General features: G+C 54.0%; 18 protein-coding genes and 1 pseudogene. 13 read left to right on the top strand and 6 right to left on the bottom strand.

Annotated elements, in window-relative coordinates; genetic code table 11:
- Positions 1-193 precede the first annotated feature (193 nt).
- Positions 194-766, top strand: a complete 573-nt coding sequence (locus tag EFB02_RS05820) for a P27 family phage terminase small subunit (RefSeq protein ID WP_071415345.1) — start codon at positions 194-196, stop codon at positions 764-766.
- Between the two features lie 22 nt (positions 767-788).
- Here the strand turns inward: EFB02_RS05820 and EFB02_RS05825 are convergent, their stop codons facing one another.
- Positions 789-1,007 carry a hypothetical protein gene (locus EFB02_RS05825; protein WP_234992746.1) on the bottom strand — a complete coding sequence of 73 codons (219 nt, stop codon included), beginning with the start codon at positions 1,005-1,007 and terminating at the stop codon, positions 789-791.
- 100 nt (positions 1,008-1,107) lie between these two features.
- Between EFB02_RS05825 and metK the strand changes: the two genes are divergently transcribed.
- The 4 genes from metK (at position 1,108) to EFB02_RS08835 (ending at position 5,220) form a co-directional block, all read left to right on the top strand.
- Complete coding sequence (metK, locus tag EFB02_RS05830; protein ID WP_122820575.1) at positions 1,108-2,298, top strand: methionine adenosyltransferase; 1,191 nt, start codon at positions 1,108-1,110, stop codon at positions 2,296-2,298.
- Positions 2,270-3,526 carry a site-specific DNA-methyltransferase gene (locus EFB02_RS05835; protein WP_071415342.1) on the top strand — a complete coding sequence of 419 codons (1,257 nt, stop codon included), beginning with the start codon at positions 2,270-2,272 and terminating at the stop codon, positions 3,524-3,526. The genes metK and EFB02_RS05835 overlap by 29 nt, the downstream gene beginning before the upstream one ends.
- 3 nt (positions 3,527-3,529) lie before the next feature.
- Positions 3,530-4,741 (top strand): DNA cytosine methyltransferase, encoded by a 1,212-nt coding sequence (locus tag EFB02_RS05840; protein WP_234992747.1) that lies wholly within the window; start codon positions 3,530-3,532, stop codon positions 4,739-4,741.
- A gap of 86 nt (positions 4,742-4,827) precedes the next feature.
- The gene (locus tag EFB02_RS08835; protein WP_210387861.1) at positions 4,828-5,220 is read left to right on the top strand and encodes a hypothetical protein; all 393 of its coding nucleotides are present in this window, start codon (positions 4,828-4,830) and stop codon (positions 5,218-5,220) included.
- A 9-nt stretch (positions 5,221-5,229) separates the two neighbouring features.
- On the opposite strand, the gene EFB02_RS05850 is transcribed toward EFB02_RS08835, so the two are convergent.
- The 4 genes and pseudogenes from EFB02_RS05850 to EFB02_RS05865 form a co-directional block, all read right to left on the bottom strand.
- Positions 5,230-6,123 (bottom strand): metal ABC transporter permease, encoded by an 894-nt coding sequence (locus EFB02_RS05850; protein ID WP_004009096.1) that lies wholly within the window; start codon positions 6,121-6,123, stop codon positions 5,230-5,232.
- Positions 6,120-6,926 carry a metal ABC transporter ATP-binding protein gene (locus tag EFB02_RS05855; protein ID WP_022865321.1) on the bottom strand — a complete coding sequence of 269 codons (807 nt, stop codon included), beginning with the start codon at positions 6,924-6,926 and terminating at the stop codon, positions 6,120-6,122. Before EFB02_RS05855 ends, EFB02_RS05850 begins: the two co-directional genes overlap by 4 nt.
- Positions 6,923-7,861: a metal ABC transporter substrate-binding protein gene (locus tag EFB02_RS05860; RefSeq protein ID WP_022865320.1), complete on the bottom strand. Its 939-nt coding sequence runs from the start codon at positions 7,859-7,861 to the stop codon at positions 6,923-6,925. Before EFB02_RS05860 ends, EFB02_RS05855 begins: the two co-directional genes overlap by 4 nt.
- 89 nt (positions 7,862-7,950) lie before the next feature.
- Positions 7,951-8,853: pseudogene (locus EFB02_RS05865) on the bottom strand (class I tRNA ligase family protein); the annotation flags it as partial.
- Between the two features lie 50 nt (positions 8,854-8,903).
- On the opposite strand from EFB02_RS05865, the gene EFB02_RS05870 reads away from it, so the two are divergent.
- The 6 genes from EFB02_RS05870 to EFB02_RS05895 all read left to right on the top strand — a co-directional run bounded on the left by EFB02_RS05870 (position 8,904) and on the right by EFB02_RS05895 (position 12,667).
- A complete protein-coding gene (locus EFB02_RS05870) occupies positions 8,904-9,323 on the top strand; it encodes a DNA cytosine methyltransferase (RefSeq protein ID WP_022865318.1) in 420 nt (139 codons plus the stop codon).
- Positions 9,324-9,411: 88 nt separating this feature from the next.
- Positions 9,412-9,627 carry a hypothetical protein gene (locus EFB02_RS05875; RefSeq protein ID WP_027723702.1) on the top strand — a complete coding sequence of 72 codons (216 nt, stop codon included), beginning with the start codon at positions 9,412-9,414 and terminating at the stop codon, positions 9,625-9,627.
- On the top strand, positions 9,621-10,073 hold the full coding sequence (locus EFB02_RS05880) for a hypothetical protein (RefSeq protein WP_022865316.1): 453 nt from the start codon (positions 9,621-9,623) through the stop codon (positions 10,071-10,073). Before EFB02_RS05875 ends, EFB02_RS05880 begins: the two co-directional genes overlap by 7 nt.
- Positions 10,074-10,179: 106 nt before the next feature.
- Positions 10,180-10,515, top strand: a complete 336-nt coding sequence (locus EFB02_RS05885) for a hypothetical protein (protein WP_022865315.1) — start codon at positions 10,180-10,182, stop codon at positions 10,513-10,515.
- Between the two features lie 178 nt (positions 10,516-10,693).
- Positions 10,694-10,987 carry an Nmad4 family putative nucleotide modification protein gene (locus EFB02_RS05890; protein ID WP_022865314.1) on the top strand — a complete coding sequence of 98 codons (294 nt, stop codon included), beginning with the start codon at positions 10,694-10,696 and terminating at the stop codon, positions 10,985-10,987.
- Between the two features lie 75 nt (positions 10,988-11,062).
- Positions 11,063-12,667, top strand: coding sequence for a terminase large subunit (locus EFB02_RS05895; protein ID WP_022865313.1), 1,605 nt, complete (start codon positions 11,063-11,065; stop codon positions 12,665-12,667).
- Here EFB02_RS05895 and EFB02_RS05900 read toward each other — a convergent pair.
- Entirely contained in the window at positions 12,653-13,123 is a 471-nt protein-coding gene (locus EFB02_RS05900) for an HXXEE domain-containing protein (RefSeq protein WP_071415338.1), read from the bottom strand. The two genes, EFB02_RS05895 and EFB02_RS05900, sit on opposite strands and share 15 nt — an antisense overlap.
- A gap of 55 nt (positions 13,124-13,178) precedes the next feature.
- Here EFB02_RS05900 and EFB02_RS05905 point away from each other — a divergent pair, with 55 nt between their 5' ends.
- The gene (locus EFB02_RS05905; protein ID WP_071128427.1) at positions 13,179-14,495 is read left to right on the top strand and encodes a phage portal protein; all 1,317 of its coding nucleotides are present in this window, start codon (positions 13,179-13,181) and stop codon (positions 14,493-14,495) included.
- The coding region (locus tag EFB02_RS05910; protein ID WP_147471044.1) for a head maturation protease, ClpP-related at positions 14,492-15,359 on the top strand (868 nt) is incomplete at its 3' end. The genes EFB02_RS05905 and EFB02_RS05910, both read left to right, overlap by 4 nt.

The following is a 15,359-nucleotide window of genomic DNA, read 5'->3' on the forward strand; positions in this document are numbered from 1 at the left end:
CCACGCCAAGTTACGGGACCAGTCGAGGATTCGGTTAGGGGGCTGGGGGCCTCGAATCTCTACAGCCTTGGCGAAGGTCAGCGGGCGGGGCCAACCGTACACAAAAAGACCGAATCAAACAGGGTATTAACCTAGCGCATATTTGAAGGCCGTTTTTTCTGGCCACCGCAGGTCAGATAGGAGGCCGATAGCCGTGGCAAAAGATGGAACTAATCGCGGTGGGCGCCGTGTGAGGGCTGGCGCGAAACCCGACCCGCTGAGTGAGAAACTCGCTAAGGGTCTGCCTGCCACTCGCTTGGAAGATCCGCTAGCGACCCCTTTCGATTTCGAGGGCGCAGATGTTGGTGATGGCGCGGTGCTTGCTGGTGAAGTGATGCCGGAGCCTTCTGAGTATCTGTCAGAGGTTCAGCGTGATGGCAAACCCTTGGGTGCTGATTTGGTGTATCGGGAGACGTGGCGCTGGCTTGACGAGCGCGGCTGCACGAAGTTTGTTTCTAAGCGTCTCATTGAGGCCTACGCCCAGGCTTTCGCCCGGTATGTGCAGTGCGAGCAGGCAATCTCCAAGTTCGGTTTGCTCGGCAAGCACCCGACCACGGGAGCTGCTATCGCTTCCCCGTTCGTTGCGATGAGCCAATCTTTTGGTAAGCAAGCAAACGTGTACTGGTATGAGATTTTTGAGATTGTGCGGGCGAACTGCACCACTGACTATTCGGGTGCGGCCCCGGGTGATGAGGTTATGGAGCAGCTGTTGAAAGCACGCTCGTAGATGCGTCCTAGTGTTTTTGAGCTTATTTGAGGCGTTTTCTTGCGCTGAAGCCTACCCCTAGCGCGATTCCGACTCCTGTGCCGTTTGCTACCCCCAAGGCGATATCGTCCATAATGAACCCAAAGATAATGCCGGTCATAATCCCGGCAATCATTCCATAGGCCACGGCCTTACCATTGCCGCCGGAAGGTTCTGACGGATTAGGTTTACTCGTTTCGTCTTGCACGTATTCCAGTATCACACACGATTCGGGTTTCCCTCGTTTTCTTCGCTCCCCACTCCTGGCTGACATGGTGGGGAGTTTTTGTTTCTTTTGATTTTTCTACTGAAAGGGCATTCCTATGACTACGGTTCGCAGCGCTGAAGCAGTGTGTATCGGTCACCCCGATAAACTATGCGATCTAATTGCTGATCAGATTCTCGACGAAATTCTCTACGCCGATCCCAACGCCCGCGTCGCGGTAGAGGTCATGGCTACTGGGCGACGCATTATTGTCACTGGTGAAATCAGCACTAAAGCTCGTGTGGACTTGCGTGATTGCGTACGCACAGCACTTACTGCAGCTGGCTATAAACCGTGGAGATTTTTGGTATACGTATGGGTGAGGCGTCAATCTAACGATATTAACGACGGCGTGACCACATCTTTAGAGGCTCGCCATGGCGATGAGTCCGCTTATTGTATTCAGGGTGCTGGTGACCAAGGCACGGTCTACGGCTATGCCTGCACTGATACACCACAGCGCTTACCATTGCCTCTTGTTTTAGCCCACGAGATTTGTAAACGGCTAGATGCCGCGCGCAAGCAAGGAACCATCACAGGGATCTTCTCAGATGGTAAAGCACAAGTTTCGGTGCGCTACAACGACGCAGGAAAACCGCAAGCCGTAGAGACGGTGGTGGTTTCCGTCCAGCACGATAAATCCAAGGATTTCGATGAGTTGCGACGTGAAATCACCTCGATGATTATCGGTCCAGCTTGCTCTTCGTATCTTCCTGTCGATGAGAACACGACTATTTTGGTTAATCCTTCTGGGCGGTTCGTGGAGGGCGGCCCTAAAGCCGACACCGGACTCACCGGTCGAAAACTTATGGTTGATACCTATGGCGGTTTTGCTGGGCATGGTGGTGGAGCGTTTTCCGGTAAGGATCCGTCGAAGGTTGACCGGTCGGGTGCTTATATGGCGCGTTTGATCGCCAAGACGGTGGTGGATGCGCACCTAGCTGAAGAGTGCCAAGTCAGCATTTCTTATGCGATTGGTAAAGCCGACCCGGTCGCTTTTGCTATCGACACGCTCGGCACCGGTGAACATCCTGATGAACTAATTACGGCTGCTGCGCGCGATGTCTTTAATCTTCGTCCGGCTGCGATCATCGACCAGTTACATCTCAAATCTCCCGGTTACGTGCGGTATTCGACGTATGGGCATTTCGGGGATTGCACACGCAAGTGGGAAGACACCTGGACTACTAGCCGCGAGCTTGTCAAGGCGGTGAAAAACCATGCGCATCAAGCAAATAGCCATAAGTGATCTCACCCCAGCTGACTACAACCCCCGCAAAGACCTACAACCTGGGGACACGGACTACGACAAACTAAAACGCTCGCTAAGCGAGTTTGGATATGTGGAGCCAGTCATCTGGAACAAAACCACCGGAAATATTGTAGGTGGGCATCAGCGCCTGAAAGTACTAGCTGATCTGGGCTATAAAACCGTGGACTGCGTGGTCGTCGAACTCGACGAAACCCGCGAAAAAGCCTTAAATGTTGCTCTAAACAAGATCAGTGGCGATTGGGATAATTCCAAACTCGCCCTACTCATAGCCGACCTGGATGCTTCCGATTTCGACGTTGAACTCACCGGTTTCGACGAATCCGAAATACAACAGTTAATAGGTTCTCTTGATAGCGACAGTATCGAAGACGATAACTTCGACCTGAACGCCGCCCTTGAAGCAGCAGCTTTCGTCGAAAAAGGCGATATCTGGAGGATTGGTAGGCATCGCCTGATGTGCGCGGACGCCACGAACCCGGCCGATGTCGAAACCTTGATGGATGGCAAACAGGCTAATCTGGTGGTCACAGACCCGCCTTACAACGTGGACTTCAAATCGAACAGCGGCCTGAAAATCGCAGGCGACAAACAAGACACAGACACCTTCTACCAGTTCCTACTAGCTGCATTCACCAACATGGCGGCATCCCTAGATAAGGGAGGGTCAGCCTATGTCTTCCACGCCGACACCGAAGGATTGAACTTCCGTCGCGCTTTTCAAGACGCTGGCTTCTACCTGTCGGGCTGTTGTATTTGGGTCAAAGACTCCCTCGTACTTGGCCGTTCCCCATACCAGTGGCAGCACGAACCAGTGCTGTATGGGTGGAAGAAAGACGGCTCTCACGCTTGGTATGCGAATCGCAAACAAACCACGGTGTGGAATTTCGCCAAGCCGAGGAAGAATTCCGATCACCCCACTTCCAAGCCACTAGACCTGTTGGCTTATCCGATTCGTAACTCCACCCAAACCAACGCAATCATCCTCGATACCTTTGCTGGGTCTGGTTCCACACTCATGGCTGCAGAAGCCACAGACCGCACTTGCTATTGCATGGAGCTGGATGAGAAATACGCTTCCGTGATTGTGCGCCGCTATGCCGAAGCAACCGGAGACGCAGCTGGGATCACCTGTACCCGTGGCGGCAAAGAATACGCCTACCTCGATTTGGTCAAAGAAGTCGAGCGCCCCAAGCAGAAAGGCTAACCCTTGACAAAAACTTTAAGGCTTGGCTCGCTTTTTGATGGCTCAGGTGGCTTCCCACTAGCGGCAACAAAGGTTGGTATCGAACCTGTGTGGGCAAGTGAGATTGAGCCCTTCCCGATCCTGGTCACCACCACGCGCCTTCCGCAAATGCAACACCTAGGCGACATCTGCGACATTGACGGCAGTCAGCTAGAGCCGGTGGATGTGGTCACGTTTGGCTCTCCTTGCCAAGACCTGTCGGTAGCAGGTAAAAGGGCAGGTTTAGCTGGCGAACGCTCGGGTCTATTCCACCAAGCCGTCAGAGTCATCAGAGAAATGAGAAAGGCAAGTCATGGTCTATATCCAAGATTCGCTGTTTGGGAAAACGTGCCCGGAGCCTTCTCAAGCAATAAAGGGGCAGACTTCCACAGCGTCCTGCAAAACCTCATCTCGGTTGTCGACGAAACGGCAGCGGCTGACCTACCTCGAGTACAAAAGTGGCATAAAGCTGGAGCGATCGTGGCAGACCAATGGAGTATTGCGTGGCGAGTATTGGACGCGCAATTTTTCGGAGTAACCCAACGACGCAAAAGAATCTACCTTATCTGCGATTTTGCAAGCGGGCGTGCCGGACAAATACTCTTTGAGCCCCAACGCGTGTTCCGGGATCTTGCGCCGGGCTGCAGTGAAAGGCAAAACCCTCCCACCAATCCTCGAGCAGGCACTCACGAGGCAAGCAAATCTTTAGATGTGTTCGCCTTGCGGATGCGGGCAGGTAAACCAGGCGGCGGTAAAGGCCCGCTCGTGCAAACAAACCTTTCGGGCACGCTCGGATGCAGTAACGACCAGAGTATTATTGAGCCGCTACTGTTTGACCATCATCCTCATGATGCCAGGGTGGGCGGACCATGCCAGATAGCACCAACCGTGACCGCTCGTTACGGCACTGACGGAGGCAATACTCCCATCATCGCTACCGCCTACGGTTTCAATGCGTTGCATGAGGAACGCGGCGCAGCAGTAGGCAGGTACGGTTATCCCACCGAGGTATCAAAGACGCTCGATACGTCTGGAGCTATTCTCAAATTATTAATACGAAAATCGGTTCCCTGGACACCTCTAAACTTGGCCCTGCCGCGCAGATGTCGATGCTGGAAGCCGGATTTTTCGCGTCGGCAGATCCGCAGGGCGACGGGCAGATTGATTGGCAGGTCTATGGTTCTGACGGTGCGATAGTGGGGGAGGGCAAGTGCCCCGCCCTGGCGGTACAAGCCTTGCACACTCAACTGCGCGCCGGACTTCGGCTGGACACTGACAGCGCTATGGCAGCTCTAAAATCTGGGAAAATCCCTGTCCTCATGCCCAATCGGACGTATTTTTTGGCAGACCGCGGGGAAACCTGTGCGTCCTGGCCCGGCTGCGCTGCCAAAACTTGGACCACCGGGGACGGCGTTACCCTCAATCTGAAAGCTCCGGGGACTCCGTTGACCTCCGACGCGACAAAAGCCGTGTTTACGGAGGGCAACGGGGGGCTGCTGAGTTACGGGGTGGTCGACGGGAAATTCCTTTGGGAAGGCGTCGCGCCGCCATTGAAAGGAGCTGCCACCACCGGGGATACGTTTGTCCTGGGGTCAGGGTTGGGTCAGTTGGCGCAGCTGGGTGACCTCAACAAGGGCAGTGCCAAGGCAGTGTTGCGCTACCTCGGCCTACCCTAGAGGGCTGCCTCAAGAAGCAACCTGTTGAGGTTCCGGGTCAGAGCCGGGGGCGGCAGACTGCGCGCCATGATAGCGCTGCAGACGCTGTTGACGAAGCAAATCCACCAGCCAAACAATCAGGAACAATACGCCTTCAAGCAGCACGACTGTGGCTCCTGACGCGGTATCGAACCAGTAGGAAATATAGGCTCCCAGCACGACACAGGATACGGAAAGCAAGGGAGCTATCCATAGCATAGCGTTGAACCGGTTTGTGAGCAGCCGGGCGGTTGCGCCAGGGGTAATCACCAGTGCCACGATGAGGATTGCGCCCACTGCTTGCATCGCCACCACGACTGTCAAAGACAGAGCTACCAGCAACAGAGTCGCCAACCAGCTTGTAGAGATGCCGATAGCGTGGGCGTGAGTCTTGTCGAAGGCATACAGCACCAAATCCCGTTTTTTGTATAACAACAGCACCAGAGCGAGTGGGCTCAATATCAAGACCTGCCACATATCGGCTCTGGTAATGCCGAGCATGTCGCCAAACAAAATGTGGTGCAAATCAATGTGACTGGGGAACAGACTGATTAAGACCAGACCGGAGGCAAACATTGTCGTGAATACCACCCCAATAGCCGTGTCTTCTTTGACCCGTCCGCGCCCCCGCACTGCGCCAATCAATCCCACCACCAGCAAAGCTGCCACGAGGGCGCCTATTGCGAAGGGCGTTCCCAAGAGGTAGGACACGACGATTCCGGGAAGAATTGCGTGGGACAGGGCGTCACCTAACAGTGACCAGCCAATCAAGACCAACCAGCAGGACAACACGGCACAAACCGCCGCCGCGACTCCGGTGACGATGATGCCCCGGAGCATAAACTGCTGCGTCCACATTTCGATGAAAGCTTCATAAAAATTCACTGTCCACCTCCTGACGCGGCGGGATTTAATCCAAACGCTTTCGCGAGGTTTTGCGGGTCTAAGGCGCCGGCGGGATCACCTTGATAAACTACGCGACGATACAGCAAAACCACTTCATCGCAGAGCTTTTCCAAAGAAGCCAAATCGTGGGTTGAAACCACCACCGTGGTGCCTTTTGCCGAGATTTTGCGCAGCAAATCGACGATATTGGTTTCGGAGTATTTGTCTACTCCGGCAAACGGTTCATCGAGGAGCAGGAGGGGCGCGCCTTGGGCAATCGCGCGGGCGATAAACACCCTTTTCTTTTGACCGCCGCTCAACGCCCCAATTTGGCGCTGTTGCAAATCTTGCAACTCCACCATTTCTAACGCGGCTTGCACCGCTGCCACGTCTGCAGATTTGGGACGACGGGTCGGTCCCATAAATCCATACCGTCCCATCATGACGACTTGGTTTACGTTAACCGGGAAGTCCCAATCGATTTCCTCATTTTGCGCAACATAACCAATCAGTCGCTGTTTGCGGGCTTGGTTCGCGTCAATTCCGGCAACTTTAATACTGCCCTTTTGATACGAAACGCTGTTGGTGATGGATTTGAACAGTGTTGATTTTCCCGAACCGTTCATCCCTACCAGACCACAAATTTGACCGCGCGACACGGTTAAACTGGCACCCTCCAGTGCCACATTAGCTCCGTAACGAACATGCAAATCTGAGACTTCTAATATAGGCGGGGCTAAATTTGAGCTGGACTCAGCTTCAGCCCCGCCTGGCTCTATGCGGTTGTCGAGAGCATCACTCATTTCTGAGTCAATCCTCGGGTAATCAAATCTGCGTCGTAGCGCAACAGATCCAGATAGGTCGGAACGTCTCCATCTGAGTCTGACAAGGAATCAACATACAATTCCCCACCGAATTTCGCACCTGTGGCTTCCACAACGGGTCGCATTTTGTCTCCCACGGTTGACTCGCAGAAAACTGCGGGAACGTGGTTTTGCTTCACGTAGTCTTCCACTTCCGCTACGCGAGAGGGAGTGAGGGCTCCTTCGGCATTTACGCCCCACAAGAATTTCTCGTTGAGGTTATAGTCGCGAGTCAGATACGAGAATGCTCCCTCACAGCTGACCAAAGTACGTTGTGACGGGTCGAGCTGAGAAAGCGTGGACGTGATGTCCTCGCCGACTTTTTCAATCTTGGCACCATACTGTTTGGCATTTTCCTGGTACTCGGAGCAGTTCTTTGCATCTAAATCGCAGAAGGCTTTTGCCATATTCTTCACGTAGAGGGCGCCGTTTTTCGGGCTCATCCAAGCGTGCGGATTGGGCTTACCCTTGTAGTCGCCTTCGGTAATCGGAATGGGCTCTACGCCCTGCGAAACATTGACCTTTTTGGCATCCAGATCGGCGGTAAACTTCGTGAACCAGCGTTCCAAATCCAGCCCGTTATTTAAAATCAGTTTCGCTTTCTGCGCCGACTTCAAGTCCGAGGGCGTGGGTTGGTAATCGTGGATTTCCGCCCCAGGTTTGGTGATAGAGCGGACTTCCAGATGGTCTCCGGCAACGTTTTGAGCCATGTCCTGCAACACGGTAAATGTGGTGAGGACCAGGGGTTTGCCTGGTGCGGCTGAATCCGAGCTGGAGCTGGGGGTCCCGCCGCACCCGCTGAGAGAGGCTCCCAGGCACAAAAGCGCGGCTACGGTCAAGGTTCCTTTAATTTGCTTGTTTTTAAATCTCTTCACGGGTATAGCCTAAGTTAGGCATACCTAAGTTTGCAAGCCCGAAACCGTTAAAATCCCGTAATTTAGCGATTTTTTTGTACTGACAAATCCTAAAAAACCAAGGATACGAGCTTTGGAGCACGCACGATAATCCGTTTCGGCTCCCGCCCGTCCAGCAACTTCACCACCGCCGGTTCCGCCAGGACCTTCGCCTGCAAATCCGCCTCGGAAATCTCGGGGTCCACCGACACTTTCGCGCGCACCTTGCCCGCCACCTGCACCACGCAAGTGACCTCCTCAGCCGCCAACAGCGACTCATCGGTCACGACCGGGAACGTGGCCCGGGCGATTCCGCCCTGGTGACCCAAACGTTCCCACAGTTCCTCCGCAATGTGCGGAGCGATGGGGGCGACCATCACGACCAACGCTTCTGCGGCCTCACGTGGCACCTGGGGTAACCCGGTGAGGTGATTATTCAGCACAATCATCTTGGCGATAGCCGTGTTCACGCGCAGATTGTCGTACTCCACGGTGACATCGTGAATGGTGCGAGCCAGCACTTTTGCGGTCGCCAAATCCGGGGCGTCATCGGTCACGGTGAGCGCGCCGGTGTTCTCATCGACGATATTGCGCCACAGTCGCTGCAGGAAACGCTGGGAACCGACCACCGCGCGCGTGTCCCACGGACGGGACATATCCAGCGGTCCCATCGACATCTCGTAAACCCGGAACGTGTCCGCGCCGTAATCCGCGCACATCTGATCAGGGGTGACAATGTTCTTGAGCGACTTGCCCATCTTGCCGAACTCGCGGTTGACGGGCTGACCCTGCCAGGTAAAGCCGTCCTCCTCGCTACCCTCCACCTCGTCAGCCGGGACGTATTGCCCACGTGAATCCGTGTAGGCATAAGCCTCAATCATGCCCTGGTTGAACAGGCGATGGAACGGCTCTGAACTGGACACATATCCCAAGTCGTAGAGGACCTTGTGCCAAAAACGCGCGTACAGCAGGTGTTTCTCCGACCTGCAACCAAGGCGGCATCGCCATCGTCGAACCCGACGTTGTGAGCGCCTCGAAGGCAGACTTCTTCTGCCGAGGCAACGTCAATATTGCTGGCGCTCTGTTGGCTTCGGACTCAACTGAGCCGCCCCTGGTCACTGACCCTGGCATGCCCAAATACCGCGTGAGACGCTTAACCCCCACCGAATGCGCCCGCCTACAAGGATTCCCTGATACTTGGACAGACGGACTCGCCATCGAGAACCCGAGCGAAGACGTGCTGGATTATTGGTGGCAGGTCTGGGCTAGCTGGGCCAAGGTGCAAGGATTGAAAAAACCTAAAACCCGCAACCAAGTACGCAAATGGCTGGCTAATCCAGCGTCCGACCGGGCACTCTACAAGCTGTGGGGAAACGGGATAGCTTTGCCGTGCGCCAAACTCGTGCTTTCCCAGATAGTCGCCGAGAGCACTAAAACTCCTTGATTTTAAGGCAAAAATTACTGGATAAGTACGCGCTCCTATGGCTGTATGTACATGACCAAACAACCAGCAAGAAAGAGAGGGTTTGGTGATGATGGGACAGCTATATGTCGATCTAGAAGAAATCGAAAACCTCGGAGTCGACCTCACCGATATTGGTGCGGTGTGGAATGCGGCCAAAGACCACGGCTACGAGCACGTAGAAATGATCGTCTCCAACTTTCCAGACAACTACCTGCGCCTCATCCGCACATGGATGGACGTTCAAAGCATCGAATTTGATGGTGAGGAGGATGAGCAATGGTGAACACCAAAAAGGCTGAAAACTACGGGCTCTTAGTCACCCTGCCCGCCACGCTTGATGAGACTGAGCTGGCAAGGCTGCATGAACTTATCGCTGCCAAGAAAGACTTGATCGCTAAAGCGCTCGGCGCGAGCCATCTCGACATCACCACCAGTAGCGAGGGGCTGAGTTTTCCTTGGTGGGATGAGCTGCCAGAGTTCGAGAAGATCACGGCATACACCGAGTTCCTAAGCAAAATGGTCGCATATGCGAAACGCATCGGGCTCACCACCCACCGCGCCGCGAGTGACAAGGTGGTGAATGAGAAGTATGAACTGCGCTCCCTGCTTTACCGCATCGGACTTTCTGGTAAAGAACATAAGGAAGTACGCAAGATCTTACTTGCACCATTAAGCGGTGATTCTGCGTGGAAAACCCCGCCACTAATAAACACTAACCAAGAGATGTAAACCACTATTTATTAGGCAAAATAGGCGGCAAAATGACTGGATAAGTAGCGAAGTCTATGGCTGTATATACATACCGAAACGGTACACAACACATAAGGAAACAGCCATGAACACCAAAGAAGCTGAATGCAGCGTCGAGGAAGAAAACACCGAACGCCTTATCGGACGTGCTAACCGGTTGGGATACACCATCACCAGCATTGAGATTGAACCTGGCCGGGTCGCGATTTCTATTGTTCCTTCCCCGCTGTTCCCCTACACCCCGGAGCTTGACCGAGACTTTGAAACCGATCAATGGCGGGTGCAAACCACCGCCTACGGAGCGTTGAACCTAGACAACATCGAACAAGTCACCGAGGGATACGGGCGGGCAGCAGCGATGGTGCGTGAACTTGAACATGCTACACCAGGAAACGTTGTCAACTACCACCTGACCCGTTAAAACTAAACACACAGGCAACCCCACCTGGCGTGGGGTTTTCCTTTATCGTGAAGCGTTATGACCTAGAGATGTACATCTCTAAGTTTTCTTGAAAATAGGCGGAAAATGACTGGATAAATAGGCGGGTCTATGGCTGTATATACATACCGAAACGGTACACAACAGAAAGGCACCAGCCATGAACAGCACAAAGGTCACCAGCGAAACCCTCCAGATGCGCGTTGATTCCTACGGGACGGTTCTTGCCTACGGGAACTACACGCTAGCAAGTTTTGCTACCTGGACCAAGACTGAAGGATTTGGCAATAACGCCCAAATCTACCGGTTGATGGAAGAACCCGTCAGCGGGTTCGGGCCTAACTCGAGGAGCCGCGGAGAATGCGAACTCGAACTCATCGCGAAGTCAGACCACCTTTTCGCTGACGCCGGACATGCGATCGCCTGGGCGTTAGCTAATCTGCCCGAAGCCTAGCCCCGCCGGGTATGAGGGTACCTGTTATCGCTGGTAGTAACTGACTTTTTAACCAATAGAAGGTAACTGATTCGTATGCGTCAGCTAGCTGAATATCAACCGACACGGTTCATGGCTGAAAGCTCGCGCTATGACAAGCGCCGAGCCGACTTTGCAGTCGCGTTTATCGAAGCTTTAAAGCATACGAAAGGACGGTGGTCAGGAAAACCTTTTAAGTTGATTGATTGGCAAGAACAAATCATTCGCGACCTTTTCGGCACCCTCAAAGCCGATGGATACCGCCAGTTCACGACTGCTTATGTGGAGATTCCGAAGAAGCAAGGCAAGAGTGAGCTGGCTGCTGCCGTCGCATTGTTGCTCACGTGCGCCGATGGCGAGGAACGCGCTGAAGTTTATGGGTGTGCTGCCGATCGGCAACAAGCATCCATCGTGTTCGAAGTGGCAGCCGACATGGTGAGAATGTGTCCCCCACTAGCCAAGCGGGTAAAGATCCTTAGAAGCCAAAAACGTATCATCTACTCCCCCACCAATTCCTTCTACCAGGTACTATCGGCCGAGGCCTATTCCAAACACGGATTCAATATTTCCGGAGTGGTATTCGATGAGCTACACACCCAACCCAACCGGGCGCTCTTCGACGTGATGACCAAAGGCAGTGGGGATGCTCGCACCCAGCCGCTGTACTTCCTGATAACAACCGCCGGCACCGACACTCATTCGATTTGTTACGAGCAACACCAAAAAGCCCAAGACATTCTCGATGGCAAAAAGATCGACCCCACCTTTTATCCAGTCATATATGGGGCGGGGCAAGATGATGATTGGACCGATGAAGCCGTGTGGCATAAAGCCAACCCATCCTTGGACGTGACGGTGCCAATCCAGAAAGTTAGGGACGCTTGTAATAGTGCCAGGCAGAATCCGGCTGAAGAAAACACCTTCAGACAATTGCGGCTCAATCAGTGGGTGAAGCAGAGCGTGCGGTGGATGCCTATGCACGTCTGGAATCAAAACAACACCCCAGTAGATTTATCGGAGTTGGAGAGCCGGGTTTGTTACGGCGGGCTCGACCTGGCATCCACCACCGATATCACTGCTTTCGTTCTCGTATTCCCACCCACGGATGACGATGACAAATACACGGTCGCGCCCTGGTTTTGGATTCCCGAAGACAACCTCAAACTCAGAGTTTCTAGGGATCACGTCCCCTACGACTTGTGGAACAGTCAAGGCTTCTTGGAGACGACCGAGGGCAACGTGGTGCACTACGGGTATATCGAGAAGTTCATTGAGGATCTTGGCACCCGGTTTAATATCCGAGAGATCGCTTTCGACCGGTGGGGTGCGATCCAAATGAGCCAAAACCTTGAGGATGCTGGTTTCACGGTGGTGCCTTTCGGGCAAGGCTTCAAAGACATGTCCCCACCATCCAAAGAACTGATGAAGCTGGCGTTGGAGGGCAAGCTGGCTCATGGCGGGCACCCGGTGCTGGCCTGGATGGTCGATAACATTCACGTACGCACCGACCCAGCAGGAAACATCAAGCCAGATAAGCAAAAATCCACGGAAAAAATCGACGGAGTCGTCGCCACCATCATGGCCTTGGATCGAGCAATAAGATGCGGCAACACCCCAGAGGCGAGCTCAGTTTATGATTCGCGGGGACTATTGGTGTTTTAGCGTTTTGCTGGTGATCCAGTGCATGGCTACAAGGTTGAGTCCCATGGCTGCCACCATGACGAGCGAAGCGAGTGGAAGCCCTACTGTTCCGCAGGTGGGTGTGATGGTGATGAGCCAGATCATGATGGGTAGCTGTATGGGGGCGCTCCATAACCGTAGCGGGATTCGTTTCAGGTAAGTAAAGAGCAACTGGCCGCAGTGGATTACCAGGTGGATGGTGTAGGCGACCATGATGGCTGCTATCCATACTGGCTGGCACCAGATAGCGACCGCGATGAGCAGAACGAGTTCTTCTGTTGCGATCACTGTGAAATGTGTGCGGGTCATGTTGATGTGTCGAACAGGTTCAGGCAACCGGGCAGTGTTGTCGTCTAGCCATGGAACCAGGACGAAGTATTCCTCGATTTCGTGCCACAAAAATAGACCCACAAACACAATGACTGGCCAACCCACCACGCACCTCCTCGTGTGAACGTTACCCAATTATCCCACAGGGAAAGGAGCCACCATCATGGGATTCCTCGACTGGCTACGCGCCGCCAACCCTCGCCGCGCCTCGAACCACCATCTCACGAGCCAGTATTCGTTCCTGTTTGGCCCCACGTCGGCGGGTCGGACGGTGACGGAACGATCGGCGATGCAGATGACGGCCGTGTATTCGTGCGTGCGGATTTTGGCTGAGGCGATAGCCGGCCTACCACTGCACGTATACCGTTACAAGGACGGTGGCGGCAAGGAAAAAGCAGTCGATCATGGTTTGTACCGCCTGCTTCACGATGAACCTAACCCCGAGATGACGAGCTTCGTGTTTAGAGAAACGCTCATGACGCATTTGTTGTTGTGGGGTAACGCGTTTGCTCAGGTAGTGCGTAACGGGCTCGGCGAAGTCATTGGACTGTATCCGTTGCAACCGAATCGGATGAGCGTAGGCAGGGATCTGGACACCAAGAGCTTGTATTACGAGTACCAAACCTCCTGGGACGAACCCGCAGGAGAGTACCAAACCATTCGGCTTACCCCTAATGATGTGCTTCATGTTCCAGGTCTTGGTTTTGATGGGTTGGTTGGTTATTCCCCGATTGCGATGGCTCGTAATGCTATCGGCCTGGCACAAGCCACTGAGGATTATGGGGCTTCATTTTTTGCTAATGGGGCGGCACCGGGCGGTGTGTTGGAGCATCCGGGCACGATAAAAGATCCCTCCCGGGTGCGTGAGTCCTGGCAGGCAACCTTCGGGGGCGCGAAAAACGGCAATAAAGTCGCTGTTTTGGAAGAAGGGATGAAGTACACGCCGATTAGTGTGTCGCCTGAGCAGGCGCAGTTTCTTGAAACGAGAAAGTTTCAGCTCAACGAGATCGCCCGTATCTTCCGTATTCCGCCGCACATGATCGGCGACCTCGAAAAATCTAGCTTCAGCAATATTGAGCAGCAGAGTCTCGAATTTGTGAAATACACCCTCGACCCGTGGGTGATCCGCTGGGAACAAGCAATCACCAAAACACTGCTAAGCGCTCGTGAGAAACAGCAGTTGTTTGTGAAGTTCAATGTTGAGGGGCTGCTGCGCGGGGATTACCAGTCGCGTATGGAGGGCTATGCGGTAGCCCGCCAGAACGGCTGGATGAGCGCAAACGATATCCGCGAGCTAGAAAACCTTGACCGCATCGACCAGGACGATGGCGGTGATCTCTACCTGGTCAACGGCAACATGCTCCCGTTGCCCATGGCAGGCGCTTATGCAGCAACCAAACAAGCCGACGCTGTTGAAGCTAAAGATGAGCAGCTGGAAGAACAACCTGGAGAGAATCAAGTTTTGAGGAGGAGAATGTGAAGCGTTTTTGGAACTGGATACCACCAGAAACAACCAACCCGGACACCCAAGAGGATGTTCGGGTTTTGCGTATTAACGGGGCTATCGCAAAGGAATCTTGGCTCGACGACGATGTAACACCAGCTGTTTTCGAGTCTGAACTAAATGCTGGCTCGGGTCCGGTCACTGTTTGGCTTAACAGCCCTGGTGGTGATGTGGTTGCGGCAGCCAGGATTTACAACATGCTTCTGGACTACCCAGGAACCGTGACAGTCAATATTGATGGCATCGCAGCATCCGCAGCGAGCGTGATCGCTATGGCAGCAAGTCATGTGGCGATGTCGCCGGTGTCGATGTTGATGATCCACAACCCAGCAACGTTGGCGATGGGCGATAAAACCGAACTCTCGCGTGCCCTCGACATGCTTGAGAGTGTCAAGGACTCGATTATCAATGCTTACCAGCTCAAGACTGGGTTGAGCAGGGCGAAGTTGTCGAAGTTGATGGATGCCGAGACCTGGATGGACGCAACTGCAGCCATCGAACTTGGGTTCGCCGACGAGCTGCTGACTGGTAAACGAGCACCAACCCCAGACAAAGAGGACGAAGAATCTGAAGAGCCGGGTGAAGACGAGCCGGATGAGGACGATTCCGGCGGGGATGACGAGCAAGGCCCTGCCCGTAAGAAGCCGCCGTTGCCGCCCAAAAACAAGGGTGGTGTGGTGTTTTCCAGAAAAGTAACCGAGCAACGGCTGGTCGCCCAACTAGCTATGCACGGTAAAAGTGCTGCCCCTCCCGGGCCGCCGCCTCCTGTAAGTGAGCATCCTTGTTTAAAGCCCGCTGCCCCTTGTGGTCGGCGGGTTGTTGATTTATACGCCCTTTTAA

This window comes from Varibaculum vaginae (genome assembly GCF_900604285.1).
Classification (GTDB): Bacteria; Actinomycetota; Actinomycetes; order Actinomycetales; family Actinomycetaceae; genus Varibaculum; species Varibaculum vaginae.

Excerpts from the sequence above, each read along its gene's own strand:
- metK (WP_122820575.1), top strand. The coding sequence starts at position 1,108 with ATGACTACGGTTCGCAGCGCTGAAGCAGTGTGTATCGGTCACCCCGAT.
- EFB02_RS05835 (WP_071415342.1), top strand. The coding sequence starts at position 2,270 with ATGCGCATCAAGCAAATAGCCATAAGTGATCTCACCCCAGCTGACTAC.
- EFB02_RS08835 (WP_210387861.1), top strand. The coding sequence starts at position 4,828 with ATGGCAGCTCTAAAATCTGGGAAAATCCCTGTCCTCATGCCCAATCGG.
- EFB02_RS05855 (WP_022865321.1), bottom strand. The coding sequence starts at position 6,926 with ATGAGTGATGCTCTCGACAACCGCATAGAGCCAGGCGGGGCTGAAGCT.
- EFB02_RS05875 (WP_027723702.1), top strand. The coding sequence starts at position 9,412 with ATGATGGGACAGCTATATGTCGATCTAGAAGAAATCGAAAACCTCGGA.
- EFB02_RS05880 (WP_022865316.1), top strand. The coding sequence starts at position 9,621 with ATGGTGAACACCAAAAAGGCTGAAAACTACGGGCTCTTAGTCACCCTG.
- EFB02_RS05885 (WP_022865315.1), top strand. The coding sequence starts at position 10,180 with ATGAACACCAAAGAAGCTGAATGCAGCGTCGAGGAAGAAAACACCGAA.
- EFB02_RS05890 (WP_022865314.1), top strand. The coding sequence starts at position 10,694 with ATGAACAGCACAAAGGTCACCAGCGAAACCCTCCAGATGCGCGTTGAT.
- EFB02_RS05895 (WP_022865313.1), top strand. The coding sequence starts at position 11,063 with ATGCGTCAGCTAGCTGAATATCAACCGACACGGTTCATGGCTGAAAGC.
- EFB02_RS05905 (WP_071128427.1), top strand. The coding sequence starts at position 13,179 with ATGGGATTCCTCGACTGGCTACGCGCCGCCAACCCTCGCCGCGCCTCG.